General features: G+C 69.7%; 24 protein-coding genes. 8 read left to right on the top strand and 16 right to left on the bottom strand.

What is annotated here, in order from left to right; translation table 11 throughout:
* Nucleotide 1: 1 nt before the first annotated feature.
* On the bottom strand, nt 2-760 hold the full coding sequence (locus tag ACWDRB_RS15755) for a helix-turn-helix domain-containing protein (protein WP_449894326.1): 759 nt from the start codon (nt 758-760) through the stop codon (nt 2-4).
* 245 nt (nt 761-1,005) lie between these two features.
* Here ACWDRB_RS15755 and ACWDRB_RS15760 point away from each other — a divergent pair, with 245 nt between their 5' ends.
* Complete coding sequence (locus tag ACWDRB_RS15760) at nt 1,006-2,235, top strand: serine hydrolase domain-containing protein (protein WP_449894693.1); 1,230 nt, start codon at nt 1,006-1,008, stop codon at nt 2,233-2,235.
* A gap of 43 nt (nt 2,236-2,278) precedes the next feature.
* Here the strand turns inward: ACWDRB_RS15760 and ACWDRB_RS15765 are convergent, their stop codons facing one another.
* A complete protein-coding gene (locus ACWDRB_RS15765; protein WP_449894328.1) occupies nt 2,279-2,764 on the bottom strand; it encodes a GyrI-like domain-containing protein in 486 nt (161 codons plus the stop codon).
* Nucleotides 2,765-2,816: 52 nt separating this feature from the next.
* Nucleotides 2,817-3,632 (bottom strand): MerR family transcriptional regulator, encoded by an 816-nt coding sequence (locus ACWDRB_RS15770; protein ID WP_449894330.1) that lies wholly within the window; start codon nt 3,630-3,632, stop codon nt 2,817-2,819.
* An 81-nt stretch (nt 3,633-3,713) separates the two neighbouring features.
* Between ACWDRB_RS15770 and ACWDRB_RS15775 the strand changes: the two genes are divergently transcribed.
* From ACWDRB_RS15775 to ACWDRB_RS15785, 3 genes are read left to right on the top strand one after another with little or no spacing between them, the layout of a single operon-like run.
* Entirely contained in the window at nt 3,714-4,418 is a 705-nt protein-coding gene (locus tag ACWDRB_RS15775) for a TetR/AcrR family transcriptional regulator (protein ID WP_449894332.1), read from the top strand.
* On the top strand, nt 4,378-5,838 hold the full coding sequence (locus tag ACWDRB_RS15780; RefSeq protein ID WP_449894334.1) for an AMP-binding protein: 1,461 nt from the start codon (nt 4,378-4,380) through the stop codon (nt 5,836-5,838). The genes ACWDRB_RS15775 and ACWDRB_RS15780 overlap by 41 nt, the downstream gene beginning before the upstream one ends.
* Nucleotides 5,835-6,563, top strand: a complete 729-nt coding sequence (locus ACWDRB_RS15785) for an enoyl-CoA hydratase/isomerase family protein (RefSeq protein WP_449894336.1) — start codon at nt 5,835-5,837, stop codon at nt 6,561-6,563. The genes ACWDRB_RS15780 and ACWDRB_RS15785 overlap by 4 nt, the downstream gene beginning before the upstream one ends.
* On the opposite strand, the gene ACWDRB_RS15790 is transcribed toward ACWDRB_RS15785, so the two are convergent.
* The 4 genes from ACWDRB_RS15790 to ACWDRB_RS15805 are packed head-to-tail and all read right to left on the bottom strand — an operon-like array spanning nt 6,553 to nt 9,200.
* Nucleotides 6,553-7,164 (bottom strand): PH domain-containing protein, encoded by a 612-nt coding sequence (locus tag ACWDRB_RS15790; protein ID WP_449894337.1) that lies wholly within the window; start codon nt 7,162-7,164, stop codon nt 6,553-6,555. The genes ACWDRB_RS15785 and ACWDRB_RS15790 overlap by 11 nt on opposite strands.
* Nucleotides 7,161-8,234 (bottom strand): adenosine deaminase, encoded by a 1,074-nt coding sequence (locus tag ACWDRB_RS15795; protein WP_350731313.1) that lies wholly within the window; start codon nt 8,232-8,234, stop codon nt 7,161-7,163. The genes ACWDRB_RS15790 and ACWDRB_RS15795 overlap by 4 nt, the downstream gene beginning before the upstream one ends.
* A gap of 32 nt (nt 8,235-8,266) precedes the next feature.
* Complete coding sequence (locus tag ACWDRB_RS15800; RefSeq protein WP_449894340.1) at nt 8,267-8,617, bottom strand: cupin domain-containing protein; 351 nt, start codon at nt 8,615-8,617, stop codon at nt 8,267-8,269.
* Between the two features lie 4 nt (nt 8,618-8,621).
* Nucleotides 8,622-9,200 carry an AMIN-like domain-containing (lipo)protein gene (locus ACWDRB_RS15805; protein WP_449894343.1) on the bottom strand — a complete coding sequence of 193 codons (579 nt, stop codon included), beginning with the start codon at nt 9,198-9,200 and terminating at the stop codon, nt 8,622-8,624.
* Nucleotides 9,201-9,289: 89 nt separating this feature from the next.
* Between ACWDRB_RS15805 and ACWDRB_RS15810 the strand changes: the two genes are divergently transcribed.
* Entirely contained in the window at nt 9,290-11,095 is a 1,806-nt protein-coding gene (locus ACWDRB_RS15810; RefSeq protein WP_449894345.1) for a hypothetical protein, read from the top strand.
* A gap of 54 nt (nt 11,096-11,149) precedes the next feature.
* Here the strand turns inward: ACWDRB_RS15810 and ACWDRB_RS15815 are convergent, their stop codons facing one another.
* A complete protein-coding gene (locus tag ACWDRB_RS15815) occupies nt 11,150-12,556 on the bottom strand; it encodes an MFS transporter (RefSeq protein ID WP_449894348.1) in 1,407 nt (468 codons plus the stop codon).
* 87 nt (nt 12,557-12,643) lie between these two features.
* Between ACWDRB_RS15815 and ACWDRB_RS15820 the strand changes: the two genes are divergently transcribed.
* The gene (locus tag ACWDRB_RS15820; protein ID WP_350731306.1) at nt 12,644-13,030 is read left to right on the top strand and encodes a MarR family winged helix-turn-helix transcriptional regulator; all 387 of its coding nucleotides are present in this window, start codon (nt 12,644-12,646) and stop codon (nt 13,028-13,030) included.
* 96 nt (nt 13,031-13,126) lie between these two features.
* On the opposite strand, the gene ACWDRB_RS15825 is transcribed toward ACWDRB_RS15820, so the two are convergent.
* The 6 genes from ACWDRB_RS15825 to ACWDRB_RS15850 all read right to left on the bottom strand — a co-directional run bounded on the left by ACWDRB_RS15825 (nt 13,127) and on the right by ACWDRB_RS15850 (nt 19,975).
* Complete coding sequence (locus tag ACWDRB_RS15825) at nt 13,127-14,416, bottom strand: thymidine phosphorylase (protein WP_449894351.1); 1,290 nt, start codon at nt 14,414-14,416, stop codon at nt 13,127-13,129.
* Complete coding sequence (locus ACWDRB_RS15830; protein WP_350731303.1) at nt 14,417-14,815, bottom strand: cytidine deaminase; 399 nt, start codon at nt 14,813-14,815, stop codon at nt 14,417-14,419.
* On the bottom strand, nt 14,812-16,095 hold the full coding sequence (locus tag ACWDRB_RS15835; RefSeq protein WP_449894354.1) for an ABC transporter permease: 1,284 nt from the start codon (nt 16,093-16,095) through the stop codon (nt 14,812-14,814). Before ACWDRB_RS15835 ends, ACWDRB_RS15830 begins: the two co-directional genes overlap by 4 nt.
* Nucleotides 16,092-17,234, bottom strand: a complete 1,143-nt coding sequence (locus ACWDRB_RS15840; RefSeq protein WP_364243386.1) for an ABC transporter permease — start codon at nt 17,232-17,234, stop codon at nt 16,092-16,094. The genes ACWDRB_RS15835 and ACWDRB_RS15840 overlap by 4 nt, the downstream gene beginning before the upstream one ends.
* On the bottom strand, nt 17,234-18,820 hold the full coding sequence (locus ACWDRB_RS15845; RefSeq protein WP_449894357.1) for an ABC transporter ATP-binding protein: 1,587 nt from the start codon (nt 18,818-18,820) through the stop codon (nt 17,234-17,236). The genes ACWDRB_RS15840 and ACWDRB_RS15845 overlap by 1 nt, the downstream gene beginning before the upstream one ends.
* 84 nt (nt 18,821-18,904) lie before the next feature.
* On the bottom strand, nt 18,905-19,975 hold the full coding sequence (locus tag ACWDRB_RS15850) for a BMP family lipoprotein (protein ID WP_449894359.1): 1,071 nt from the start codon (nt 19,973-19,975) through the stop codon (nt 18,905-18,907).
* 279 nt (nt 19,976-20,254) lie between these two features.
* On the opposite strand from ACWDRB_RS15850, the gene ACWDRB_RS15855 reads away from it, so the two are divergent.
* Nucleotides 20,255-22,135, top strand: a complete 1,881-nt coding sequence (locus ACWDRB_RS15855) for a Xaa-Pro dipeptidyl-peptidase (protein WP_449894361.1) — start codon at nt 20,255-20,257, stop codon at nt 22,133-22,135.
* 3 nt (nt 22,136-22,138) lie between these two features.
* Here the strand turns inward: ACWDRB_RS15855 and ACWDRB_RS15860 are convergent, their stop codons facing one another.
* On the bottom strand, nt 22,139-23,365 hold the full coding sequence (locus ACWDRB_RS15860; protein ID WP_350731293.1) for a M20 family metallopeptidase: 1,227 nt from the start codon (nt 23,363-23,365) through the stop codon (nt 22,139-22,141).
* Nucleotides 23,366-23,897: 532 nt separating this feature from the next.
* Between ACWDRB_RS15860 and ACWDRB_RS15865 the strand changes: the two genes are divergently transcribed.
* Nucleotides 23,898-25,250 carry a peptide ligase PGM1-related protein gene (locus ACWDRB_RS15865; RefSeq protein ID WP_449894364.1) on the top strand — a complete coding sequence of 451 codons (1,353 nt, stop codon included), beginning with the start codon at nt 23,898-23,900 and terminating at the stop codon, nt 25,248-25,250.
* Here ACWDRB_RS15865 and ACWDRB_RS15870 read toward each other — a convergent pair.
* The gene (locus ACWDRB_RS15870; protein WP_350731290.1) at nt 25,222-25,455 is read right to left on the bottom strand and encodes an SCO4848 family membrane protein; all 234 of its coding nucleotides are present in this window, start codon (nt 25,453-25,455) and stop codon (nt 25,222-25,224) included. The two genes, ACWDRB_RS15865 and ACWDRB_RS15870, sit on opposite strands and share 29 nt — an antisense overlap.
* Nucleotides 25,456-25,486: the final 31 nt, after the last annotated feature.

Below are 25,486 nucleotides of genomic sequence, written 5' to 3' on the forward strand. Positions count from 1 at the left end.
GCTACCGCGGACCTGGAGGAGTTTCGTCCCGTGGGGTCAGGGCGCCCGGGTGCCGGGCGGCCTGGCCCTGCCGCCACTGCTCCATGACCTGCCGGAAGGCCTCGCTCACGAGGTGAAGGAGCTCGGCGGAGGACTCGAAGCGGACGCCCGCCGGGGTCGCCGCCCCGAGAACCTCGGCTCCGCGCCGCGACGCGGCCGCGAGGGCCTCGTTCATCTGCAGGCCTGCGAGCATGGACCGGAGCCAGATCTCGTCGTCGATGACATAGCGTTCGCGCCGCCTGCCGGGGACCCGTTCCCGCCTGAGCATTCCCTGCTGTTCGAGGAAGGCGACGGCGTGCGAGACCGACGCCGGGCTGACGCGTAGCCGCTGGACCAGGTCAGCGGCGGTGAGGGTGCCGGAGTCGGTGATGTACAGGCAGGCCAGCACCCTCGCCATCATCTGGGGCAGCCCCTGCTGGACGAGGAGGGCGGTGAAGGACTCCGTGAAGTCCCGCACCTCTTGCGGGTCACGCCCGTGGCCGCCGTCGGGGATCGGCGACGCCGGAGGCTGAGCCTGCTTGTTACGGCGCGCGCGATGCCGGGTGGCCTCGTGCGCCCGCTCCGCCCCGTAATCGTCGGGTCCGCCGTTGCGGGTGACCTCCCGCATGATGGTCGAGGCGGGCCGCTCCAGACGCCGGCCGATCTCCGCGTATCCGAGCCCCTCGGCCAGCCCCGCGGCGATGTGCTGACGGTCCTCGTTGGTGAGTCTGCCTCCGGGCATCGGTGCTCGTCTCCTGTCGCTCGCCGTGCGGCCCCGCTGCACAGTATGCATTCGCGCGGATTCTCATTGCAATCCACATCTTGATCAGCCTTTGCGTTCAGCTTCATCGTCATTGCAAAGCGGATCCTGATTAACCGCTCTAGCTAGCCAAACAACCTATCTTTGCGTGTTGACCGATCAGTGAACGCAATGTAGTGTCGCAGTCGTTCAGAGATCCCCGAACGATTTGCGCAAGGAGATTCATGATGGAACACAGCAACAGCGGCTTCTCCGAAGCGGGGCTGCGCAGGCTGCGTGAGGTGCTGACGCGGCATGTCGAGTCCGGGAAGATCCCCGGGCTGGTCGCCCTGGTCGGCCGGGGCGATGAGACGCACGTCGAGGCGATCGGGACGATGCGTCATGACGGTGGCGCGCCGATGCGCCGGGACACGATCTTCCGGATGGCCTCCACGTCCAAGCCGGTCTCGATCGCGGCGGCGATGGTGCTCCTGGACGAGTGCCGGTTGCGGCTGGACGACGTGGTGGACGCGTGGCTGCCGGAGCTGGCCGACCGCCAGGTGCTCAAGCGGATCGACGGGCCGCTGGACGACACCGTGCCGGCGCGCCGGCCGATCACCGTGCGGGACGTGCTGACCTCCACGTTCGGGCTCGGCATGGACATGACGGCGCTGGGCACGCCGATCCTGAACGCGATCTTCGAGCGGGGGCTCACGCCCAATCTGCCGGTGCCGGTGCCCGAGCAGGATGAGTGGATGCGCCGCCTGGGCGAGCTGCCGCTGATGCATCAGCCCGGCGAGTGCTGGCAGTACCAGATCAGCAGCGATCTGGTCGGCGTGCTGGTCTCCCGGGTCACGGGCCGGTCGTTCGAGGAGTTCCTGCGCGAGCGCATCTTCGAGCCGCTGGGCATGACCGACACCGGCTTCCACGTGCCCGACGACAAGATCGACCGGCTGCCGGACCTGTACGCCCCCGACCCCCAGACCGGCGAGTTCCTCGTGTGGGACGAGGCCAAGGGCGGACGGTGGAACCAGGCTCCGGCGTTCCAGGGCGGCGGCGGCGGGCTGGTCTCCACCGCCGACGACTACCACGCCTACTTCCGGATGCTGCTCAACGGCGGCATGCACGGCGGCGAGCGGATCCTGTCGCGGCCCGCGGTGGAGTTGATGACCACCAACCGGCTCACTGCCGAGCAGCAGGCCGCCCGGCACGCGCTGGCGGTCAACAGCGTCCACGTGTCCTTCGGCCAGGGGCAGCAGGGCGGCTGGGGCCTGGGGATGGCGGTGCGCACGTACCGGGGCGACTACGCCTCCGTCGGCCAGTTCGGCTGGGACGGCGGAAGCGGCACCTCGACCTACGCCGACCCGGCCAAGCGGCTCACCGGAATCCTGCTCACCCAGGTCGGATACACCGTCCCGGACCCGGCGCGGCTGATGAACGACTTCTGGACCACGCTCTACCAGGCCATCGACGGCTGACCGCAGCACGGGGTCCGCTCCGGACCCCGCCTCCCCTCGAAGGTCAGGCCAGGCGGAACTGGAGGTCGGTGTCCCAGTTGTTCAGGTCGGGCTCGACCATGGGGTTGGTCTTGTAGAACTCCAGGCGGCAGCCCCAGTGCTCCGTTCCGTCCTTCTCGGTCAGGTCCCAGGTCAGGGCCTGCTCCTCGGCCCACTTCAGCATCCCGGCGATGACGCTCCTCAGCTGGTCCGGGTGGCCGTGGTGGGAGGTGGTGACGTAGCGGCCCGCGGGCAGGACGTCGGCGAAGATCTCGCCCTCACCCGCCACCGGCGCCGGAACGGGCACTCCCGCCTGCACCACCAGCCGGTCCTCCGGCATGTTGATGCTGTCGTACCTGAAGAACGGGGCGTCGGCCGGGGACACCCCGCGCTCGGCGAGCCAGCCGATGAGCCCACCGATGCGGTCCCCGACCAGGCCGAAGCTGGTCATGGTGATGGTCTTGCGGATCCCGATGTAGGGGCGCTCGGGAAATTCGACGATCTGTGGCATGTCGTGTTCCTCCTTCGTCCTTCAGACCGGGCGCGCGGTCGAAACTCATCGGCTACGCCGACGTCACTTCGATCTGGAGCTCGGTGACCCACTCGTCCGGGTCTTCCGGGCAGTGCAGAGAGATCTCCCTGGCCAGGCCCAGGGAGCGATAGCCGTTCTCCTCGATCCAGTGGGCCAGCGCCTGGAACGTCGGCCCCACCGCCTCCATCGGCCCCTCGTGGATGATCGCGGCCGCGGTCTCGATGGGAGGCAGGTCGACGATCTCGAAGTCGTAGGGGCCGGGCGGTACGGAAACCGGCAGGCACGTGTGCACCATGACGGAGCCGTCGTCGTCCGGCAGGTAATAGGCCAGGCCGGGAGCCACGACGCTCACCCCGGCGGCCTCCACCCGGCGGCAGATCTCCCGGAACAGCGGCTTGATGACCGGGCCGATGTCCTCCCCCTCGTAGCTGGCCGCCCTGGCGCTGAGCTCGGCGACCCGGACCGGGTCCACCCTCTTGAGCACGACTTCGGCTGTCCTCATGTGCCCTTCCGTCTCGATGGTGCGCAGTCGCGCCTCGACGCCTCGGAGCCTGGCCAGGTCGGCGCTGATCTGGGCTTCGAGCTGGGCGCGGCGCAGCCGCACCATGCCGTGCAGCTCCTCCGTGCTCACCTTCTTGTCGAGGATGGCGCTGACCTGCTCCAGCGTGAAGCCGAGGTCCTTGATCGCGACGATGCGGTTGAGCCGGGACAGCTGCGCGGCCTGGTACGACCGGTAGCCGCTGACGGGGTCCACGTGCGCGGGGCGCAACAGGCCGATGGCGTCGTAGTGACGCAGCATGCGTACCGAGACCAGTCCGAGCCTGGCGAAATCTCCGATGCTGAACATGACGGCTCCAGGTCTACGGCCTGACACGGTGTCAGGGTCAACCTATGGCGATTTCGTAAGACATGGGGTATTTTTCCCATCATGGGCGACCGAACGTTCGGTAGGACCGCCAGCGAGGATGCGAACCAGCGGATCAGGACGGCGGCGGTGCTGCTGTTCGCCCGGCAGGGCTACGCGGCCACGAGCATCCGCGACCTGGCCAAAGCGGTCAGCATGACCAATGCCGGGATATATCACCACGTGACGAGCAAGGAGTCCCTGCTCGCCGACCTCATGCGCGTCGGACAGCAAGGGCTGATCGACGCCACGGAACGCATGCTGGAAAACGTCCACAGCCCCACCGACCGCCTGGCCCTGCTGATCGGCTCCCTCACCTCCGTCCACGCGCTCAGCCCCATGACCAGCCGCGTCATGGACGGCGAACTCCGCTCCCTCACCCCCGGCTCCGCCGCTTACGACGAGATCATCGCCCTGCGCGACGCGTACGAGGCCCACTGGAAGGACGCCCTCGCGGACGGCGTCGCCCAGGGCGTGTTCCGCGTCGCCGACCAGAAGCTGACCCGCCTCGCCCTGATGTCCATGTGCACCGGCACCAGCGAGTGGTACCGCCCCGACGGGGACTCCACGCTGGAGCAGGTGTGCGCCGAGTTCGTCACGATCGGCCTGGCCGCCGTCCGCGCGCCCGCCCCGGCCGGGGCCACCCTCGACCTCTCCCTGCTGCCCGACTTCCCGTGGGAGCCGCCGGATGCACGCAACGATCCCCGACCTGATGAGGCACGCCGCTAGCACGTACGGCACGCGCGAGTTCCTCCGCTTCCCCGACACCTCGCTCACCTTCGCCGAGGCCGACGCCCGGTCCGACGGCCTGGCCGCCGCGCTGATCGACAAGGGCGTCCGGCCGGGCGACCGGGTGGCGATCATGATGGACAACGTCCCCGGCTGGCCGCTGAGCTGGCTGGCCGTGCTCAAGGCGGGCGCGGTCACCGTGCCGGTGAACGTCCGCTACCGGGCCGCCGACCTGGAGCACGTCCTGCGCGACTCGGGCGCCGTGGCCACCCTGACCACCGACGAGCACGCCCCGCACATCCCGGGTACGGTCTACGTCCTCGACGCCGAGTCCCGTGACAAGCGTCCGGCTTTGACCCACGAAATCGCGAATTTTCAGTACACGTCGGGGACCACCGGCTTCCCCAAGGCCTGCATGCTCACCCACGCCTACTGGCTCAGGACCGCCCGGCTCATCGCCGACCAGGTCCGCCTGCGCGACGACGACGTCATGCTGATCGCCCAGCCGTACTCGTACATAGACCCCCAGTGGGCCACCCTCTTCTGCCTCGTCGGCGGCATCCCCCTCGTCGTGCTCCCCCGCTTCTCCGCCTCCGGCTTCTGGGCCTCGGTCCGGGAGCACGGGGCGACGCTCACATACGTACTCGGCTCGATGCCCCTCCTCCTGCACAAGCAGCCGCCCCACCCCCACGACCGCGACAACCGGATGCGCCTCGTGCTCTGCTCGGGCATCCGGCCGGACCTGCACCGGGCGTTCGAGGAGCGCTGGGGCGCGCCATGGCGCGAGTTGTACGGATCCACGGAGAGCGGCCCCGACCTGGGGGTGCCCATCGACGCCGTGGAGACGGTCGGCACCGGCGCCATGGGGCTCGCGTACCCGGGCAAGGAGGTCACGCTGGACGAGGAGACCAGCGAGATCCTGGTCAGGGGCACGCCCATGATGAACGGCTACTGGAACCACCCGGAGGCCACCGCCCACGCGTTCAGGGACGGCTGGTACCACACGGGCGACCTCGGCTTCCGCGACGAGTACGGCTACATCCACCATTCCGGGCGGTTGAAGGACATGGTGCGCAGGGGCGGCGAGAACATCTCGTGCGCCGAGGTGGAGGGCGTGCTCACCGAGCACCCCGCAGTCCTCCAGGCCGCGCTGGTGCCCGTTCCGGACGACCTGTTCGGCGAGCTGCCCAAGGCCTTCATCCAGCTCCGCCCGGGACACATCCCCGACGCCGGGACGGCCGGGAGCATCATCGGCCACGCCAGGGAGCGGCTGGCCCGCTTCAAGATCCCGGAGTACGTGGAGTTCGTGGCGGAGTTCACGCTCACCCCGTCGTCCCGCATCGAGAAGCGCCATCTCCTCGATCCCAAGAAAGACCAGCGCGCCGCCCCCGCCATCGCGATCCCCAAGGAGAGAGCATGATCGAAGTGACCGAACGCGACGGGGTGGCCCTCATCACGCTCGCGCGCCCCGAGAAGCTCAACGCCCTCACCGCGGGCATGCGCCGCGACCTCGCGACCGCGATCCGCGCGTGCGGCGAGGACGTCAGGGGCATCGTGGTCACCGGCACCGGCCGGGCGTTCTCGGCCGGGGAGGACATCCACGAGGCCGCCGGAAAGTCGCTGGTCGAGGAGGTGGAGCTCTTCCACGACATGACCAGGGCGGTGCTGGAGACGCGGGTCCCCGTCGTGGCGGCGGTCAACGGCCTGGCCGTGGGCGGGGCCGCCGAGTGGACGCTGTGCTTCGACACCCGCATCGGCACCCCGGCGACCGAGTACTTCCTGCCGGAGAACCACATCGGCCTGTCCGTCTCGAACGCCGCCAGCTACCTGCTCCCCCGCCTGGTGGGCGCCAGGGCGCTGAAGCTGGTGCTCGACTCGACCCGGATGACCGCCGAGCAGGCCCTGGCCACGGGCCTGCTGGACGAGATCGTCCCCCAGGAGCGGCTGCTGGACGCGGCGACCGAACGCGTACGCCACTGGACCCGGCCGGGCACGGCCACAGCGGTCCACCTGGCACTTCTCAGGCCGTCCCAGGACGAGGTCGAGCGCGCCTTCGAGAGGGAGACGGAGGCCGCCAAGCAGGTCGAGGAGTCGGGCATCGCCCAGGAGGGCATGTCCCGCTTCGTCAACCGGGCTAGGCGATGACGATCGCCACCACCAGCAGGACCACCGCCGCCGCCAGCACCGCGATGGAATCGTAGGACCACGTGACCCGGGCCGGCGCCGCCTCTTCCTCACGGCGCCTGGCCGACTCGGCGCGGTCGCGGATCTGGTCGCCCACCCAGTCGGCGTGCGTCTTGCCCGCGAACGCCTCCACGGCCGCCTGCTCGGCCTTCGACAGCGTGGGCTCGGCGCTGAAGCGTCCGCGCTGCTGCCTGGGCGCCCCGCGCCGCTGCGCCCTGGCCCGCTCCCGCGCGCTGCTCATCGGCGTCCACAACCGCAGCACCCGCTCCTCGCCGTACTCGACGTTGATCGAGTGGGACACCGTCACGTCCTCGATCGAGGCCCACGGCAGGAACGTCGTGCGCAGCGGGTTGCGCCCGATCAGCCCCGCCTCCGTGAACACGGTGGCGGGGCGCATCGCGATCACGTAGACCAGCGCGGTCAGCGCGCCGAGCACGGCCAGCGCCACCAGCGACGACTTGCCGGTGTAGTGGGCGATCAGGTCCCAGACGTTGAACGCGACGAAGGCCAGCCACACCCAGGCGAGCACGAACGCGGTCTTGGACCGGTAGGTCTGTTTCACGGCTGCCACTTGAGCTGCGCGAACCCCGGCTTGATAACCCCGTTGATCAGCGCCAGCCGCTCGTCGAACGGCAGGAACGCCGACTTCATCGCGTTGACCGTGAACCACTGCAGGTCGTCCCAGCCGTAGCCGAACGCCTCCACCAGCTTGGCGAACTCCTGCGACACGCTCGTCGAGCTCATCAGCCGGTTGTCGGTGTTGACCGTGACCCTGAAGTGCAGCCGCCGCAGCAGCCCGATGGGGTGCTGGGCGATCGACGGGGCGGCCCCGGTCTGCAGGTTGGAGGTGGGACACATCTCCAGCGGGATGCGCTTGTCACGCACGTACGCGGCCAGCCGTCCCAGCTTGGCGGAGCCGTCCTCGGACACGGAGATGTCGTCGATGATCCGTACGCCGTGGCCGAGCCGGTCGGCGCCGCACCACTGGATCGCCTGCCAGATCGACGGCAGCCCGAACGCCTCGCCCGCGTGGATGGTGAAGTGGGCGTTCTCCCGCTGGAGGTATTCGAACGCGTCGAGATGCCGCGTGGGCGGGTAGCCCGCCTCGGCCCCCGCGATGTCGAACCCCACCACGCCCACGTCGCGGTAGCGCACGGCCAGCTCGGCGATCTCCATGGACCGCGCCTGGTGCCGCATGGCCGTCAGGAGCGTGCCGACCCGGATCCCGCGCCCCTCCGAGCCCTGCTTGAACCCTTCGAGCACCGCCTCGACCACCTGGTCGAGGCTCAGCCCGCGCGTGGTGTGCTGCTCGGGCGCGTACCGCACCTCGGCGTAGACCACGCCGTCGGCCGCGAGGTCCTGAGCGCACTCGGCGGCCACGCGGACGAGCGACTCGCGCGTCTGCATGACCCCCACGGTGTGGGCGAACGTCTCCAGATAGCGCTCGAGCGAGCCGGAGTCGGCCGCCTCCTCGAACCAGTGGCGCAGGCGGTCGGGGTCGTCGGTGGGCAGCCGATCGTAGCCGGTCTCCCTGGCCAGCTCGACGATCGTCTCGGCGCGGAGCCCGCCGTCGAGGTGATCGTGCAGCAGCACCTTGGGAGCCCGCCGGATCTCGTCAAGCGTGGGACTCATCTGGCCATGATAGGGCGTCCCTCGCGTACGGTTCAGTCGCGCCCTGCGCTCTCGGCGGAGAAGGCCGGCAGGCACACCGCGATGTACTCGGCACCCTCGGGACCTGCGCTGTAACGGACCCTCTCCCCCGGCGACGTCACCACCGACTGCCCGGCCGCGACCTCGGTCGTGCCGTCGGCGTGCTCCACCATCACCAGGCCGCGCAGCACCACCGTGTATTCGATGAACTGCGGCCGCTGAGGCGGCTCCTCCCAGCCGGGCGGGGCGGTCATGTGCGCTATGGAGATCCCGTCGTCGCCGCTGCTGACGCGGCCGATGTGCTCGTCGATGAGCTTGCCGCCGGGTACGGGTATGCGGGCCGGGCCCTCGATCTTTCTCACCACGACGTCAGTGTGCCACGTCGATGATCAGGCGGCTGGGACCGCCCTGCTCCTTGACCTGGAACGCGGCCTTCCTGGCCAGCACCAGGCCGATGCCGACGTGTCCCTCGAAGTCGCCGGTCCTGACGACGTCGGTGAGGTTGAGCAGGCCGGTGGAGAAGACGGGGCCGCCCTTCCAGGTGGGCTTGCCCTTCGTGTCGTGGGCGTTCGCGGGGACGAGCGTGACCTGAAGGTACGCGCCGCCGCTCACGTCCATGGGCTTGCCCGAGCCGTCCTCGACGAATTCGTCCACCCACTCGACGCTGTAGCCCGGGACCTTGCCCTTGAGGTCGATGACCAGGCGGTCGTACGTGTCGTGACCGGCGAACCGGACGCCCGTGACGACGGCGGGCTCGATCCCGTCGCGCTGGACGTCCACCTCGGCCGTGCTCGTCGGCGTGTCGGGCCCCGGCCGGTCCGTCCGGGTGGCGGCGGGCTGCTGCTGCGGCAGGGCGGTCTGGACGGCCTGGCCGCAGGCGGTGAGCAGGGCCAGGCAGGCGAGCGAGGCGAGGAGCCGGGAGCCCGCTCGCGGGGATGACGGGCGCATACCTCCAAGATGCCCGGCCTGCGGTCCCGCATGCGACCGGGCTTCCCGCCCTGCCGAGTACCCTGATCACCCCACGAGGAGTTATATACGTGAAAAAGTCTGGCGATTTACCGATCTTTCTGACCAACTACTCGCCGTCGTTCGCGCGGACCGCGTACCTGCTGACGGGTGACGCGGACCGGGCCCGCGAGCTGGCGGTCGAGGCGCTGGTCACGGCGTGCCGCCGCTGGTCCACCATCCGCTGGGGCCAGCCGGCCGTGGAGGTGCTGCGTGAGTTGTACGCGCGCTTCCTGGCCGCCGCGCCGCCGCCCGCACCCGAGGACCATGCGCTGGCCACGCTGCCGCCCACGGCGCGAGCCGTGCTCGTGGGGCGCTACCACGACGCGCTGCCGCCGGATCAGATGGCCATGGTGACGGGCCTGTGGACCGCCGCCCTGGACGAGGAGGCGCACCAGGCCCTCGTCCTCCTCCGGGCCGCGCACCCCGACCTCTTCACGCGCGAGGAAACGCCGGAGCCTCCGGAGCCAGGCGATGCCCCGTCTCCAGGGCCGGATGACGCCCCGCCTCCGGACCCGGATGGCGACGCACCCTCGGGGACGGGTGGTGACGCGCCCTCGGAGCCGGACGGTGACGCGTCTCCGGAGACGGACGGTGACGTGCGGGAGGCGGCGGACCAGACGCCGTGGGTCGCCCCGGAGGATCCGCCGGGCATCGCTCATGAGGCGGAAGCCACCCCGTGGGCAGTCCCCACCCCGGGGTCGGACACCGACGAGCCAGGCCTGCGTGCCGCCCTGGTCCGGATCGCGGCCGGCATGCCGCACACCAACCTCTCCGAGCCCGTCCTGACCCGCATCGGCAGGCGGCGCAGGCTCCGCGTCACCCTGTGGGCGGCCGCGTCGGCCGGGGCCGTCGGCGCGTTCGCGGCCCTGGTCGTGATCGCGGCGAGCACCCTGGCGGGCAACCTGGAGAAGGCGGCCGACGACGGCAGCACCGCCCTCACGCCGCCGGACGAGGTCCCCATGGCGATGCCGGACAAGCTGGGCGACGCCGTCCGGTACGCGTACACGGACTACTGCGAGGGCGCCTCCTCCGACTCCGGCGACCCGCAACCCTGCGGCCAGTGGCGGCTGACGACCCTGTCGGGCAAGGAGTGGCGGCTGCAGGCCGCGCGGGCCGGCTACGACGAGGACACGCTCATCGCCCTGCCCCTCGCCATCAGCCAGGACGGCCACCGCCTGGCCTACCGGCACCGCGACGGCTCGTACGTCGTGCACGACCTGCCGACGGGCGTCGTCAAGAAGATCGACATCAAGCACGAGGAGACGCTCCCGCACATCACCTCCTCGCCGAACGGCCGGTACTTCGCCCTCGACTTCGGCGCCGCCGACGGCGCGATGCTCGACTTCGACACCGGCGCGACCCGGCACGTCAGCGGAACGAAGATCAAGATCCTGGCCGTGGGGAACGACGGCACCCGGGTGGTCAGCGACGAGGTGGACGTGGACGACGTACCGGGCCACGCGTCGGTCGCCACCCTCACGCTCCGGGGCGCGAGGGGCCGCGCGGGCGGTTACCGCGTCGACCCCGGTCTCCTCGAGTACGGCGCCGCGCTCTCCCCGGACGGCCGCACGCTGGCCCTGGTGTCGGCCGACGAGCGGCTCGTCACCATGAACGCCCGCACCGGCCGCGTCTTCGGCTCCCGTACGGCGCTCGACGACTACGGCGTGATCGCGGTCGAGCGCTGGCTCAGCGCCGACGAGGTCCTCGTACGCCAGCCCGACGAGGACGACGAGGACGCCTACCTGACCAAGGTGGACGTCCGGTCGGGCAAGAGCGCCGACTTCGGGGGCGAGGAGTGGATCGGCTACGACTCCCCGCTCGGCGCGCTGAAATGACGAGAAAGGGCCCCGCCGGGACGACGGAGCCCTTTCTGTGACAAACGCCGCTGGTCAGACAGCCTCGTAGACCTTGACGCTCTCGCTCTCGACGGCCTGGGCCTTGCGGGCGCGCAGCCCGGTCGCCGAGATCGCCAGCCCGACCAGGGCCAGCACCAGCGAGACCACGATCGCCGAGCGCAGCGAGCCGATCGAGAGCGTCTCACCGCCGCCCGAGGTGAGCACGGCGGTGACCACGGCCAGCACGATCGCGCCGCCCACCTGGCCGGAGGTGTTGAGCAGCCCGGAGGCCAGCCCCTGCTCGTCGTCGTCCACGCCGGTGGTGGCCTGGATGTTCAGCGAGGGGAACGACAGCGCGAACGCGATGCCCATCAGGAGCATGCCCGGGATCACCATGCCGCCCAGACTGGGGGTGCGGTCGATGCCGAGGAACATCGCGTACCCGCCGGCCAGCGCGGCGGAGCCGATGACGATCAGCTTGCCGGTGCCGAACCTGTCGGCGAAGTCGCCCATCTTGGTCGAGGTGAGCGCGACCAGCAGGCCGGCGGGCAGGAACGCCAGGGCGGTGCCCAGGGCCGACCAGCCGAGGAGGTTCTGGAAGTACTGCATCGCCACGAACTGGAAGGCCACGTACGAGCCCATGAGGATGAGCAGCCCCAGGTTGGCGCGGACGATGTGGCCGGAGCGCAGGATGCCGAGGCGCACCAGCGGGTGCCGCATCCGCCGCTCGGTGACGACGAACAGGCTGAGCAGCACGGCCACCGCCACCAGCGAGCCGATGGTCTGCAGCGAGGCCCAGCCGGCCTCCGGCGCCTGCACGACCGTGAACACCAGCAGCAGCATGGACGCGGTGATCAGCGCGGCGCCGATCAGGTCGTGACCGCCCTCGGCCCGCTCGTCGCGGCCGCGCAGCACCCTCGGCGCGACCAGCAGGGCGAGGATCGCCACGGGGACCGGCATCAGCAGCGTCCAGCGCCAGCCGATCTCGGTGAGCAGGCCGGACAGCACGAGACCGAGCGAGTAACCGCTGGCGCCGCAGGCGGTGAAGATGCTCAACGCCTTGTTGCGCTCGGGCCCCTCAGGAAAAGTCGTCGTGATGATCGACAAGGCCGCGGGGGCGGTGAACGCGGCGGCCACACCCTTGACGAACCGGGCCGCGATCAGCAGCCCGCCGTCGTCCACAATGCCACCAAGCAACGACGCCACGGCGAAGACACCCAAAGCGACCAGGAACACCCTGCGCCGCCCGAGCAGGTCGGCGGTCCTGCCCCCGAGCAACAGAAGACCGCCGTAGCCGAGCACGTAGCCGCTGACCACCCACTGCAGAGATGACGTACTCAGGCCCAGATCGTGCTGAATGGCAGGTAGGGCGACACCGACCATCGAGACGTCAAGGGCGTCAAGGAAGATCACTGCGCAGAGCACGGCGAGCGCGCCCCAACGGGATGAGGAAGAGGACATGGGACAGAACAGTACATGCAGTTGCATCTAATGCAAACGCATTTAATGCCGTTGCATAAGTTTTAGCGAAGTGGTAACCTCCGCGACATGGACGAGGAGTTCGTGGTCGACACCTGGCATTACGTCCTGGCCAAGCACGCCAAGGGCATGTGCGCCCTGGAGCGCGAGCTGGGGGATCGGCATGGGCTGGGGCCCAGCGAGTTCGAGGTGCTCGACCGGATCGTCCATCATGACCGGAAGCTGCGCATCCAGGAGCTCTGCGACGAGGTCCACCTGAGCCAGAGCGCCCTGTCCCGGGTGGTGGCCCGCCTGGAGAAGGCCGCGCTCGTGTCACGCGGGGTCTGCGACGCGGACCGGCGGGGTGTGTTCGTGTGCATCACGGACGAGGGCCGCGCCCGCCACGCCGAGGCCCTCCCCACACAGCGCGCCGTCCTCGCGGAGATCTTCGCCGACGCCCCGGCCCTGGCTCGCTGACACCCGACGCCTTCCCCCCGGGAAGGACCTCATGGACGACCCCGCCGACCGTGGCCGGTGTCCTTCGGGGAGGGGTTGGATGCGCGGCGCGGCGCGCTACAGCGAGGCGGAGGCGGTGATGCGGTCGATGACCAGGGGGAGGTGTTCCTCGCCCGCCGAGCCCACCGCGTAGCCGCCCTCCAGCGCCTCCAGAGCGCGCTCGAACCGAGCCGTCTCGTCCGCGTGCAGCGTCATCAGCGGCTGCCCCTCTCGCACCAGGTCCCCGGGCTTGGCGTGCAGGGTGATCCCGGCCCCGAACGACACCGGGTCCTCCTTGCGCGCCCGTCCGGCGCCCAGGCGCCAGGCGGCCAGGCCCACGGCGTACGCGTCCAGCCGGGTCACCACCCCGGACGCGGGCGCCTCCACGGTCAGGGTCTCGGCCGCCCGGGGAAGCAGGGCGTCCGGATCGCCGCCCTGCGCCAGGATCATCCGCCGCCACGCGTCCATGGCCGACCCGTCGGCGAGGGCCTTGGCGGGGTCCTTGCCGGACGACACCCCGGCCGCCTCCAACATCTCGCGCGCCAGCCGTACCGTCAGCTCCACCACGTCGGCGGGCCCGCCTCCGGCGAGCACCTCGACCGACTCCGCGACCTCCAGCGCGTTCCCCACGGCCAGGCCCAGCGGCCGGTCCATCGCGGTCAGCAGGGCCACGGTGCGCACCCCGGCGTCCGTCCCGAGGGCCACCATGGTCTCGGCCAGTTCCCGAGCCGTCTCGGGGGTCTTCATGAACGCCCCCGAGCCCACCTTCACGTCGAGGACGAGCGAGCCGGTGCCCTCGGCGATCTTCTTGGACATGATCGACGAGGCGATCAGCGGGATCGACTCGACGGTGCCGGTGACGTCGCGCAGCGCGTACAGCTTCTTGTCGGCGGGTGCCAGCCCCGACCCGGCCGCGCACACGACCGCGCCCGCCGAGCGCAGGACCTGCAGCATCTCGCCGTTGGAGAGCGAGGCCCGCCAGCCGGGGATCGACTCGAGCTTGTCGAGCGTGCCGCCGGTGTGCCCGAGGCCGCGGCCCGAGAGCTGCGGCACGTACGCCCCGCACGCCGCCACCAGGGGCGCCAGCGGCAGCGTGATCTTGTCGCCGACGCCGCCGGTCGAGTGCTTGTCGGCGGTGGGCCGGTCGAGCGCGGACCAGTCCATGCGCTCGCCCGAGCGGATCATGGCCTGGGTCCAGTCGGCGATCTCGCGGCGGTTCATGCCGTTCAGGAGGATGGCCATGGCCAGCGCGGACATCTGCTCGTCGGCCACGCCGCCGCGCGTGTAGGAGTCGATCACCCAGTCGATCTGGGCCGTGGTCAGCTCGCCGCCGTCACGCTTGGCGCGGATGACCTCGATCGCGTCCATTCAGGCGCTCCGGCTGAGGTCCTGGGGGCCGAACGCGTACGGCAGGATCTCCGCCATCCGCTTCGGCCCGTCCACGGTCTCGACCAGCAGGTCCTCGCCGCCGAACTCGTACAGCAGCTGTCGGCAGCGCCCGCACGGCATCAGCAGCTCGCCGTGCCCGTCCACGCAGGTGAAGGCCACCAGCCGGCCGCCGCCCGTCGCCTGCAGCGCCGACACCAGGCCGCACTCTGCGCACAGGCCCACGCCGTACGAGGCGTTCTCGACGTTGCAGCCCGTGACGATCCGCCCGTCGTCCACCAGCGCCGCCGCCCCCACGGGGAACTTCGAGTACGGCGCGTACGCGTTGTGCATGGCCTGCGTGGCCTCGAAACGCAGGCCGTCCCAGTTGATGGTGCTCAATGTTGTTCTCCCCGGCGGTAGCGCACGCCGTCGGCCTTGGGCATTCGCAGTCGCTGCGAAGCCACCAGGAGCACGATCAGCGTGAGCACGTGTGGTGTGATGAAGACGAACTCGCTCGGCAGCTGGTCGACGGTCCGCCAGAGCCAGAAGAGCACGACCATGCCCGCGGCGGCGACCGCCATCAGCGTATATTCCCTGGCGCTCCTGGCCTCGAGCTCGGCGGGCCGGCCGGGTGACAACATCCGGCGGACCCTGACGATCAGGTAGATGAGCAGCAGCATGGCGCCGAACAGGAAGAACGAGGTGATCGCCCCGGTGGTGCTGCGCAGCTGGAGCCCGCTGGCGTAGCCGAACAGCGAGGAGCCGATGGCGAGTCCGCCCGGGCGCCAGTTGCCGAAGATCATGGCGGCCAGGCCGATGAAGCCGCGCCCTTGCGTCTGGCCCTCGACGTACTTGGAGGAGACGAAGACCAGGAACACGCCGCCGAGCCCGGCGAACGCGCCGGACATGACGACCGCGAAGTACTTGATCCGGTAGACGTTCACGCCCAGCGACTCGGCCGCCCACGGGTTCTCGCCCACCGAGCGCAGGCGCAACCCGAACGGGGTGTGCCAGAGCACGAAGTACGTCAGGGGCAGCAGCAGAACCGCCAGGATGACCAGCACGTTCACTTCGTGCGTGAGCCCGCGCAGGATGCCCGCCAGGTCCGAGAGGAGGAACCAGTGAGTCCCTTCCAGCTTGCCCAGGAGGTCCGGCCCGTCGGAGAGCAGCGGCAGGCTGGGTGTCGGCGCGGGCGAGATGATCGCCGGTGAGCCGGTGAAGCCCGCGCCCGCGTCCGCCGCGGCGGTGCCGTCCTTGTAGAACACCTCGGACAGGAAGCGGGTGATGCCGGGGCCGAGCAGGTTGATCGCGACGCCGCTGATGATGTGGTCGACGCCGAACGACACTGTCGCTATGGCATGGATGAGGCCGCCGAGCGCGCCGCCGAGCAGCCCGGCCAGCAGCGCGGCCCAGGCGCCCCACTGGTATCCGGCCCAGCCGGCGAACCAGGTGCCGAGCACCATCATGCCTTCGAGGCCGATGTTGACCACGCCGGCCCGCTCGGCCCACAGGCCGCCGAGGCCGGCCAGGGCGATCGGCACCGCCAGCATCAGGGCGGCGGCGAACATGCCGGACGAGGTGATGTCGTTCTGGCCGGACACGACGCGTACCAGCGACATCAGCAGGATGAGCGCGGCGACTCCGATGAGCGCCAGGTGGTATTTGCTTAGCCTGGTCATGCTGCCACCTCAACCGGGGTCTTGCTGCTGAGCTGCTGGGCGGCCCGGCGCTCCTCGAGTCTGAGCGCGAGGCGGGTCGTCACCTCGTTGGCCACGACGACCAGCAGGACGGTGACGCCCTGGATGATCGTGATGACGGACGGCGGGACGTTCGCGATCTGCAGGGGGCCCTGCGCCCGGTCGAGGAAGGCGAACAGCAGCGCGGCGACCGCGATGCCGACGGGCTTGTTCCTGCCGAGCAGCGCCACCGCGATGCCGAGGAAGCCCAGACCGGCGGTGAAGTTGGAGTTGAACGCGCCCTTGTCGCCGAGGATCTCGGGCAGGCCGATGAGCCCGGCGATCGCGCCGGACAGCACCATCGCCGCGATGACCATGGTCTTGGGGTTCACGCCGGAGGCGAGCGCGGCCGGGCCGTTGAGGCCGCTGGCCTTGACGTTGAAGCCGAACCTGGTCCGCTCCAGCACCACCCAGATCACCACGCCGAGCACGATCGCCACGATCAGGAAGCCCCACAGGCCACCGCCGCGCGTGGGCGGGAGCAGGCCGAACCCCTCGAACAGGAAGTTCAGGTTGGGGAACATGGCCGACTCGGGCAGCTGCGGCGTGGTCGTGGTGAGCTGGCCCGCGGCGCGCTGACCCGCGAAGGGGCCGCGTACGAGGTAGGACGCGATGTTGATCGCGACGTAGTTCAGCATGATCGTGGCGATGACCTCGTTCACGCCCCTGGTCACCTTCATGACCGCGGGGATCAGCGCGTAGAGGCCGCCGACGGCCGCGGCGACCACGATGATCACCGCGATCTGGATCGGGGCAGGCGCCTCGAACGTCGAGCCCACGTACGCGGCGACGATGGCCGCAAGCCGGTACTGGCCCTCAACGCCGATGTTGAAGAGGTTCATGCGGAAGCCGACGGCCACCGCGAGACCGGCGATGAACAGGGGCACGGCCCGGTTGAGGAAGGCCGCGATGCCGTTGGAGACGGCCCGCGGGGTCGCGCCGAAGTCGAAGAAGGCGGCGAACGCGTCGAGCGGGCTGGCGCCCGCCGCGGTGATCGCCACGCTGGAGATCGCGACCGCGAGGACGATGGCGACGACGGCGCCCGCCACGGTGAGCAGCGCCCGGTTGAGCCCGGCGGGCATCACGTCTCCTCAGTGCCGGCGATGGCGCCGGTCATGTAGCCGCCCAGCCGCTCGGGCGTGAGGTCGGAAGGGTCGAGCGCGGCCACGAGCCGCCCGCGGTAGATCACCTGGAGCGTGTCGGACAGGCCGATCAGCTCGTCGAGGTCGGCGGAGATGAGCAGCACGGCCAGCCCGGCGGCTCTGGCGTTGCGCAGGTGGTCCCAGATGGCGGCCTGCGCGCCGACGTCCACGCCCCTGGTGGGGTGGGCGGCGATGAGAAACCTCGGCTCGCCGCTCATCTCGCGGCCCACGATCAGCTTCTGCTGGTTGCCGCCCGACAGAGCCAGGGCCAGCGTGTCGACGCCGGGCGTGCGTACGTCGTAGTCCTTGACGATGCGCTCGGTGTCGGCCTTCGAGGCCCGCCTGTTGATCCAGATGCCGCTGCGCGCGGGCTTCCTGGTCTGGTGGCCGAGCACGCGGTTCTCCCACAGCGAGGCCTCCAGCAGCAGGCCCTGCCGGTGCCGGTCCTCCGGGATGTAGCCGATGCCGGACTCTCTGCGCTTGAGCGTGGACCACTGGCTGATGTCCTGGCCGTCCAGCTCGATGCTGCCGTGCGCGGGCCGGATGCCCATGATCGCCTCGATCAGCTCGGACTGGCCGTTGCCCTCGACACCGGCGATGCCGAGGATCTCGCCCCGGTGGATCTCGAACGACACGTCGTCGAGGAGCAGCCGTTTGCCTTCTTCGCGCAGCTTGGCCGGGTCGGCGGCGGCGTGGTAGCCGTCGGCCTCCATGGTGACCTGGGCGACCCGCAGCGTCACGACGTCGGTCACCGTGGACTCGCGGGTCTCGGGCGTGGGCAGCTCGCTGCCGACCATCAGCTCGGCGAGCTGGCGCGCCGTGACCTCGCCGGGGTCCACGCTCGCCACCGTGGTGCCGCGCCGGATCACGGTGATCGCGTCGGCGATGCCGAGCACCTCGTCGAGCTTGTGGGAGATGAAGATGACGGTCAGGCCGTCGGCCTTGAGCTCGCGCAGGTTCTGGAAGAGCTCCTCGACCTCCTGCGGCACGAGCACGGCCGTCGGCTCGTCGAGGATGAGGATGCGCGCGCCTCGGTAGAGGACCTTGAGGATCTCGACGCGCTGGCGGTCGCCGACGCCGAGGTCCTCCACGAGCTTGTCGGGGTCGACCCGCAGGCCGTGGCTCTCGGCCAGCTCGGTTATGCGTTTCCGGGCGGAGGCCATGTCGAGCATGCCGGCCTTCTTCGGCTCGGCCCCGAGGACGACGTTCTCCAGCACGGTGAGGTTGTCGGCCAGCATGAAGTGCTGGTGGACCATGCCGATGCCGACGCCGATGGCGTCGCTCGGCGTACGGAAGCTGACCTCGGCGCCGTTGATCCTGATGGTGCCCTCGTCCGGCTTCTGCATGCCGTAAAGGATCTTCATCAGCGTTGACTTGCCCGCGCCGTTCTCCCCGACGATGGCGTGCACCGTCCCTGGTTCGACGGTGATGCGGATGTCGTGGTTCGCGACGACACCGGGGAAACGCTTGGTGATGCCCTCCAGCTCTACAGCGGGTTTCGCCGTGGCCAGGGTGTCAGCACTCATTTCGCCTCTCCTAGCGGGGGGCGGGGGATAGACAGAAGGCCCGAAGTGGGGACTCCGGGCCCTCAGCTGTCACTCCTACCCCGATTACGGCTTCGACGGAACCGTGATTTTGCCGTCGACGATGTCCTTCTTGGCCGCGTCGAGCTTGTCCTTGATGTCGTCGATCTCGCCGCCGGTGGTGGACAGGCCCACGCCGTCGACCTTGAGGTCGTACGTGACGTTGGAGCCGCCCTTGGCGCCGCCCTGGAAGGCCTTGATGAACTCGAACACGCCGACGTCGACCCGCTTGAGCATCGAGGTCATGATGACGCCCTGCAGGTCGGTCTCCTTGACCGTCTGGCGCTGGTCGGAGTCGACGCCGATGGCCTTCTTCTTGGCCGCGGCCGCCGCCTGGAACACGCCCAGGCCGGAGTCGCCGGAGGCGTGGTAGACGATGTCGGCGCCGTCCTGGTACATCTTCTCGGCCGCGACCTTGCCCTTGTCGGGGGCCTTGAAGCCGGAGAAGTCACCGTCGGGGGTGAGGTACTTGATGTCGATCTTGGCGTCCGGCTTGACCGACTTCACGCCGGCCACGAAGCCCGCCTCGAACTTCTTGATCAGGTCGTTCTCGACGCCGCCGACGAAGCCCACGTGGTTGGACTTGGACTTGGTGGCCGCCGCGACACCCGCCAGGTAGGAGCCCTGCTCCTCGGCGAACAGCAGGCCGGTCACGTTGGGCCCGTTGGAGGCGGAGTCGACCACCGCGAACTGGATGTCGGGGTACTCGGCCGCCGTCTTCTTGATGTCGTCGCCGTACGCGAAGCCGACGCCGATGATCGGGTTGTAACCCGCGTCGGCGAGCTGGCGCAGCAGGTCGCCACGGTTGGAGCCGTCGGCCGCCGGGCTCAGCTCCTTGATGTCCGCGCTGAGGTCCGTCTTGGCCTTCTCCAGACCGGCGTAGGCCGCGTCGTTGAAGGACTTGTCGCCCCGGCCGCCGACGTCGAACGCCAGTCCGACCTTCAGCCCGCCCTTCGACGCCTCGCTGCTCGCGCCGGCGCTGCTGGGCGCCTCGCTGGCCGTGGTACCCCCACCACTGCCGCCGCAGGCCGCCGCGGCCATGAGCATGACCCCGGCCACGGAGCCGATCGCCATCCTGCTGAATCGCTTGCCGAGCAAGGCGACTCCCTTCCATTTCCCCGTCGTCCTCGCCGCTGTCAGGCCCAAAAGAACGTACGGCACCTGCACGGAAGATAGTTGCTTGACCAGGGCGAACCAAACCAGCGCACAGGGTCGCAACCGCTCCGTTATCGACATCACTCGCGTCCGTGACCTGAAGGACGAATCGGGAGCAATCCGTGACACACGCAAGGTTTTGCCCAACTTTGACCCCTTGTGCCGGCGCGGATCATGACGGAGATTCCGACAGACGGTGGAAACCTGATCTCGGAGCCCCGTATGCATCCTTGGAAGGTCCTGACAGTGCCGCTGGCCACACTGCTCGTCGTGGCCCTGAGTGGAAACACGCCCGCGACGGCCGACGTACCGGCCGTCAAGATCGAGAACAACGCCACCCAGCCCGTCTTCTCCCGCGCGGACGCCGTCAAGCAGACGGTGTTCGTCGAGGTCGAGGGCACCGACAGCGACAACGACGGCAAGCCCGACCGGGTCGCCGTCGACATCCTGCGCCCCAAGGAGACCGACCAGGGGCTGAAGGTCCCGGTCATCATGGAGGCCAGCCCGTACTACGCCGGCGGCAACGACGTTCCCAACCACCCCGTGGACGTGGACGCGAACGGCAACCCGCTGCCCACCCTCGCCGCCGCCAGGAACAAGCTGGCCGCCGAGCCCTTCGACGGCTACTACGACAACTACTTCCTGCCCCGCGGGTACGCCATCGCGCTGGTGGAGAACCTCGGCAGCGGCCGCGCCACCGGCTGCCCCACCTCCGGCGACCGCAACGAGACGGCCGGCCCGAAGGCCGCGATCGACTGGCTGAACGGCCGCGCCAAGGGCTTCGACGCCGCCGGCAACCCGGTCGAGGCCACCTGGTCGACGGGCAAGGTCGGCATGATCGGCGTCTCGTACAACGGCACGCTGCCCAACGCGGTCGCCACGACCGGCGTCGAGGGCCTGAAGACGATCGTGCCGATCGCCTCGATCTCCAGCTGGTACGACTACTACCGGGCCAATGGCGGCGTGCTGGCGCCCGGCGGCTTCCAGGGCGAGGACCTGGACGTGCTCGCCAAGTACGTGCTGACCAGGCAGGACGGCCAGGCCGCCTGCGGCGCCCTGATCGACGGGATCACCACGGCCCAGGACCGGATCACCGGCGACTACAGCCGGATGTGGGACGCCCGCAACTACCTGAACGACGTCGGCAAGGTCAAGGCCAGCGTCTTCCTGGTGCACGGGCTCAACGACTGGAACGTCAAGACCAAGCAGTTCGCCCAGTGGTGGTACGCCCTGGCCAAGCGGCAGGTGCCGCGCAAGATCTGGCTGCACCAGGGCACCCACATGAACCCCTTCAACCTGCGCACGGTCGAGTGGCTGCGCCAGCTGCACGGCTGGTTCGACTACTGGCTGTACGGGATCGACTCGGGCATCATGCGCGAGCCGCAGGCCGACGTGGAGATCGCGCCCGGCCAGTGGGCCCAGCACGCCTCATGGCCGCTGCCCGGCGCGGCCACGGTGCCGCTCTGGACGGGCTCGGGCTCGAAGCTGGGCCTGCTGCCCAGCCCGCGCTCGGCCAGGGAGTCGTTCGTGGACCAGAAGTCCAGGACGGCCGAGCAGCTCGTGGAGGCCACGGGCTCCGATCCGAACCGGCTGGCGTACGTGACCGGCGACCTGCCCGCCGACGTGCGGATCTCCGGCACCCCGACGGTGTCGGTGCGGGCCTCGCTGAAGGACGGCTCCTCGCCGTACCTGACGGCCCTGCTGGTGGACTACGGCACGGACGTGCGCGCCAACGGCTCCCTGGTCTCGACCGGCCAGTCCTACTGCTACGGCGAGGGCGTCCCGGGTGACACGGGCTGCACGACGCTCAGGACGCTCGGCACCGCCACCACTCCGTACAAGATCGTCACCAGGGGCTGGCTGGACGTCCGCAACCGGCACCGCGCGGACCGGACCGAGGCCCTGCGCCCGGGCAAGGAGTACACGTTCACGTGGGACTTCCAGCCGACGGACTACCTGTTCAAGAAGGGCCACCGGCTGGGCCTCGTGATCATCTCGACCGACGTCGACTACACCCTGCGGTACCCGCCGGGCACGAAGGTCACGGTCTCGCCCGGGCAGTCGTCGCTGCGACTGCCCGTGGTCTTCGGCAAGCTGCTGTAGGGACTAGGCCATCGCGGTGGTGGTGACCGTGTCGAGCGGGCCGACCTCCCACAGCGCGGTCAGCGCCGTGGCGGCCATGACGCGCACACCCATCGCGATCGCCTTCTCGTCGACGTCGAAGGTGCCCTGGTGGATGTCGTACGTCACGCCGTCGGGCGAACGCGTGCCCAGGCGGGCGAACGCGCCGGGGATCGACTCGAGGTACCAGGCGAAGTCCTCGCCGCCGAGTGACTGCTGGGTCGGGACCACCGCGCCCGCGCCCAGCACGCGCTCGGCGGCCTCGGCCAGCATCTCAACGCTGACCTCGTCGTTGACGACCGGCGGCACACCGCGCGTGTAGTCCATCTCGGCCTCCACGCCGTAGGCGCCGGCCACCGACTCCAGCAGCGACTTGATCAGGTCGGGGGCGGCGTGCCAGGCGCCCTCGTCGAGGCAGCGGACCGTCCCGGCGGCCAGGCCGTCGTCGGGGATCGCGTTGGCCGCCGTGCCGGCCTCGACCTTGCCCCAGACCAGGCTCAGCGAGGAGCGCGGGTCGACCCGGCGCGACAGGGCGGCGGGCAGCTCGGTGAGGATCTTGGCCAGGGCGAAGACCAGGTCGGCGGTCAGGTGGGGGCGGGCGGTGTGCCCGCCGGGGCCCGACACCCTGACGACCAGCTTGTCGCAGGCCGAGGTGATCGGGCCGGCCTTGAGCCCGACCTGGCCGACGTCCACGCGCGGGTCGCAGTGGAGGCCGAAGATGCGGTCGACGCCGCTGATGCCGCCCTGGGCCATGACTTCGAGCGCGCCGCCGGGCAGCTCCTCGGCGGGCTGGAAGATCAGCCGCACCCGGCCGGGCAGCAGGCCGGCGGCGGCCTGCTGGGCGAGGAAGAGCGAGGTGCCGAGCAGGACCGTGGTGTGCACGTCATGGCCGCACGCGTGGCAGACACCGGCCACGGTGGAGCGGTAGGACACGTCCTTCTCGTCCTGCAGCGGCAGCGCGTCGATGTCGGCGCGCAACGCGACGGTCGGGCCGTCGCCGCTGCCCACGTCGCAGATCAGCCCGGTGCCGCGCGGGAGCACCGACGGGGTCAACCCGGCGGCGGTGAGCCGCTCGGCGATCCGCTGCGTCGTGCGATATTCCGCGAAGGCCAACTCAGGGTGCATGTGCAGGTCGCGGCGGAACGCCACGAGATCCTGCTCGGTCTCCGCCAGGAACGCGTCGAGTTCCCCCCGAAGCTCACGTCCCCGCATATGTCACCGTCCCGTCCATGCCGCGCGCACCAATATGTCTGACCACCGCGGCTCATCCGCTGTGAAAGCTCGTCATCCCGCCGTGGCCTCCCGGTCGAGCGGCACACTCGGCGGATCAAAAAACACACCCATTGGTAAGGGTGCGCGAGATCGTCAGCATGGGCTTTGCGTTCGTCAGTCGCGAGCGCCGCTGCAGCCCGGGAGCACAGCGGTCGGCCGTGAGCCCGATGGCGATGCTTCGACTTTATCGCCCCGGCGCAAGTTCGCGGTGACAGATACTCCAAAAGTTCCTGTGAGCATGTCCGTAACCCCAGGTGGTCACGGTCCGTGAACATTCAGGTGATCCGGAAATGGTCACAACGGATCAGTAGATCATGACCCGATGCTGCCAGTTCAAACGTGGTCAGCGATTCCGAATCCTGTCACCTTCTGTCATGGTCATCACACTTCGACGATGGCTGCATTTGAGAAGAATGCGTGTTTCACTCGCAATATGATCACTAATATCCCGTTCGGGGAGAAGTATGCTGGGTTGAGCATCTTCAAGCCGAGCGAGGGGACCCTGGTGGTCGTACCCTCGCTCTCCCTTCCTCAGGATGAGCTCCGCCGGATCACAGGGGCCAGATCCTACGAGGAGCGGCTGCTGTTCCTGCTGCTCACGCTCCGCGAGCCCGGGGTCAAGGTGGTCTACCTCTCCTCCGCGCCCATCGATCCCGACATCATCGACTACTACTTCGCGTTCCTGCCGGATCCGGATGACGCGGCCAAACGGCTCACGCTGATCAGCCTCGACGACCCTTGGTCTCAGCCGCTGACCAAGGCCCTGCTCGCCCGCCCGGACGCGCTGGAGCAAGTGCGCGCGGCCATCGAGGGCGACGCCTGGCTGGTGCCGTTCGTCCTGAGCGAGCTCGAGGAGGAGCTCGCCTCGTTACTCAACGTCCCCCTCTACGGACCGGCTACCGCCCTGGCCTATTACGGCTCCAAGAGCGGGGCGCGCGAGGTCGGCCACGAGGCGGGCGTGCCGATGGCGCGGGGCTTCGGCGACGTCCGGCACGTGCTGGAGATCGAGGAGGCGATCGAGGCCCTGCCGGGCGAGCGGGTGATCGTCAAGCTGAACGACAGCTACTCCGGGCTCGGCAACGCGATCGTCACCAAGGCCGACCGGTCGCTGACCAGCTTCTCGGCCTCCGGGGAGACCTGGGCCAATTTCACCGCGAAGATCAGGGACCGAGGGGCCGTGGTCGAGGAGTTCATCGAGCACCGGCCGCTGTACTACCCGAGCGCGCTGGCCTGCATCACGCCGGGCGGCACCGCGCAGGTGCTGGCCACGCACGACCAGATCCTCGGCGGGCCCAACGGCCACGTCTACCAGGGCTGCACGTTCCCCGCGGCGCTCGAGTACCGGGCCGAGGTGGGCTCGTCCGCCGAGCGGATCGCCCAGGTGCTGGCCGATCGGGGCGTGGTGGGGATATTCGGCATGGACTTCTTCGCGCTGAAGGCCGACGCCGGGTACGCGGCGCTGCTGTGCGAGATCAATCTGCGGATCGGCGGCACCACGCATCCGTTCGGCGCCGCCGTGCTGACGACCGAGGCCACGTACGATCCGGCCACCGGCCTCCTCATGTCCGGAAATCAGCCGAAGTTCTACACCGCGACCGACAATTGCTCATCGACCTGCCTGCGCGGGCGCAGCCCCGGCGAGGTCGTGCGCATGGCCGATCGGCTCGGGGTCGGGTTCGACGCGGAACGGCGTACCGGCAACGTCTTCCACCTGCTCGGCGCCGTGCCCGAGCACGGGAAGCTGGGCTTCACCACGATCGGCGACTCCCGGGAGGAGGCGGACGAGCTGCACGCCCTCACCCGGCGTCTCCTGTGCGGCCCGTGACCCCCTTCTCGCGACTCCCGCGCAACCCCCGCCAGCCGATGATCCCCAGCACGATGGCGAGGATGATGTTCACCGCGATGAGGATTCCGTGCACCACGTAGAAGCTGGTCGGATGCCCGTCGGCCAAGTTAAACCCGAGGTTCACCCACTCGAAAATCATGAATGCGCCGAGGATGATGAGGAATCCGGCGATCTTTCGTGACATGAGCGCCTCTCTAGTATCGAAGGTGGATCAA

It is taken from the genome of Nonomuraea sp. NPDC003707, from assembly GCF_053587055.1.

Bases quoted from the DNA above. Each gene is read 5' to 3' on its own strand.
- ACWDRB_RS15845 (WP_449894357.1), bottom strand. From the start codon at position 18,820: ATGAGTGCTGACACCCTGGCCACGGCGAAACCCGCTGTAGAGCTGGAG.
- ACWDRB_RS15855 (WP_449894361.1), top strand. From the start codon at position 20,255: ATGCATCCTTGGAAGGTCCTGACAGTGCCGCTGGCCACACTGCTCGTC.
- ACWDRB_RS15870 (WP_350731290.1), bottom strand. From the start codon at position 25,455: ATGTCACGAAAGATCGCCGGATTCCTCATCATCCTCGGCGCATTCATG.
- ACWDRB_RS15805 (WP_449894343.1), bottom strand. From the start codon at position 9,200: ATGCGCCCGTCATCCCCGCGAGCGGGCTCCCGGCTCCTCGCCTCGCTC.
- ACWDRB_RS15775 (WP_449894332.1), top strand. From the start codon at position 3,714: ATGGGCGACCGAACGTTCGGTAGGACCGCCAGCGAGGATGCGAACCAG.
- ACWDRB_RS15795 (WP_350731313.1), bottom strand. From the start codon at position 8,234: ATGAGTCCCACGCTTGACGAGATCCGGCGGGCTCCCAAGGTGCTGCTG.
- ACWDRB_RS15770 (WP_449894330.1), bottom strand. From the start codon at position 3,632: ATGTTCAGCATCGGAGATTTCGCCAGGCTCGGACTGGTCTCGGTACGC.
- ACWDRB_RS15765 (WP_449894328.1), bottom strand. From the start codon at position 2,764: ATGCCACAGATCGTCGAATTTCCCGAGCGCCCCTACATCGGGATCCGC.
- ACWDRB_RS15840 (WP_364243386.1), bottom strand. From the start codon at position 17,234: ATGCCCGCCGGGCTCAACCGGGCGCTGCTCACCGTGGCGGGCGCCGTC.
- ACWDRB_RS15755 (WP_449894326.1), bottom strand. From the start codon at position 760: ATGCCCGGAGGCAGACTCACCAACGAGGACCGTCAGCACATCGCCGCG.
- ACWDRB_RS15860 (WP_350731293.1), bottom strand. From the start codon at position 23,365: ATGCGGGGACGTGAGCTTCGGGGGGAACTCGACGCGTTCCTGGCGGAG.
- ACWDRB_RS15815 (WP_449894348.1), bottom strand. From the start codon at position 12,556: ATGTCCTCTTCCTCATCCCGTTGGGGCGCGCTCGCCGTGCTCTGCGCA.
- ACWDRB_RS15820 (WP_350731306.1), top strand. From the start codon at position 12,644: ATGGACGAGGAGTTCGTGGTCGACACCTGGCATTACGTCCTGGCCAAG.
- ACWDRB_RS15760 (WP_449894693.1), top strand. From the start codon at position 1,006: ATGGAACACAGCAACAGCGGCTTCTCCGAAGCGGGGCTGCGCAGGCTG.
- ACWDRB_RS15780 (WP_449894334.1), top strand. From the start codon at position 4,378: ATGCACGCAACGATCCCCGACCTGATGAGGCACGCCGCTAGCACGTAC.
- ACWDRB_RS15835 (WP_449894354.1), bottom strand. From the start codon at position 16,095: ATGACCAGGCTAAGCAAATACCACCTGGCGCTCATCGGAGTCGCCGCG.
- ACWDRB_RS15785 (WP_449894336.1), top strand. From the start codon at position 5,835: ATGATCGAAGTGACCGAACGCGACGGGGTGGCCCTCATCACGCTCGCG.
- ACWDRB_RS15825 (WP_449894351.1), bottom strand. From the start codon at position 14,416: ATGGACGCGATCGAGGTCATCCGCGCCAAGCGTGACGGCGGCGAGCTG.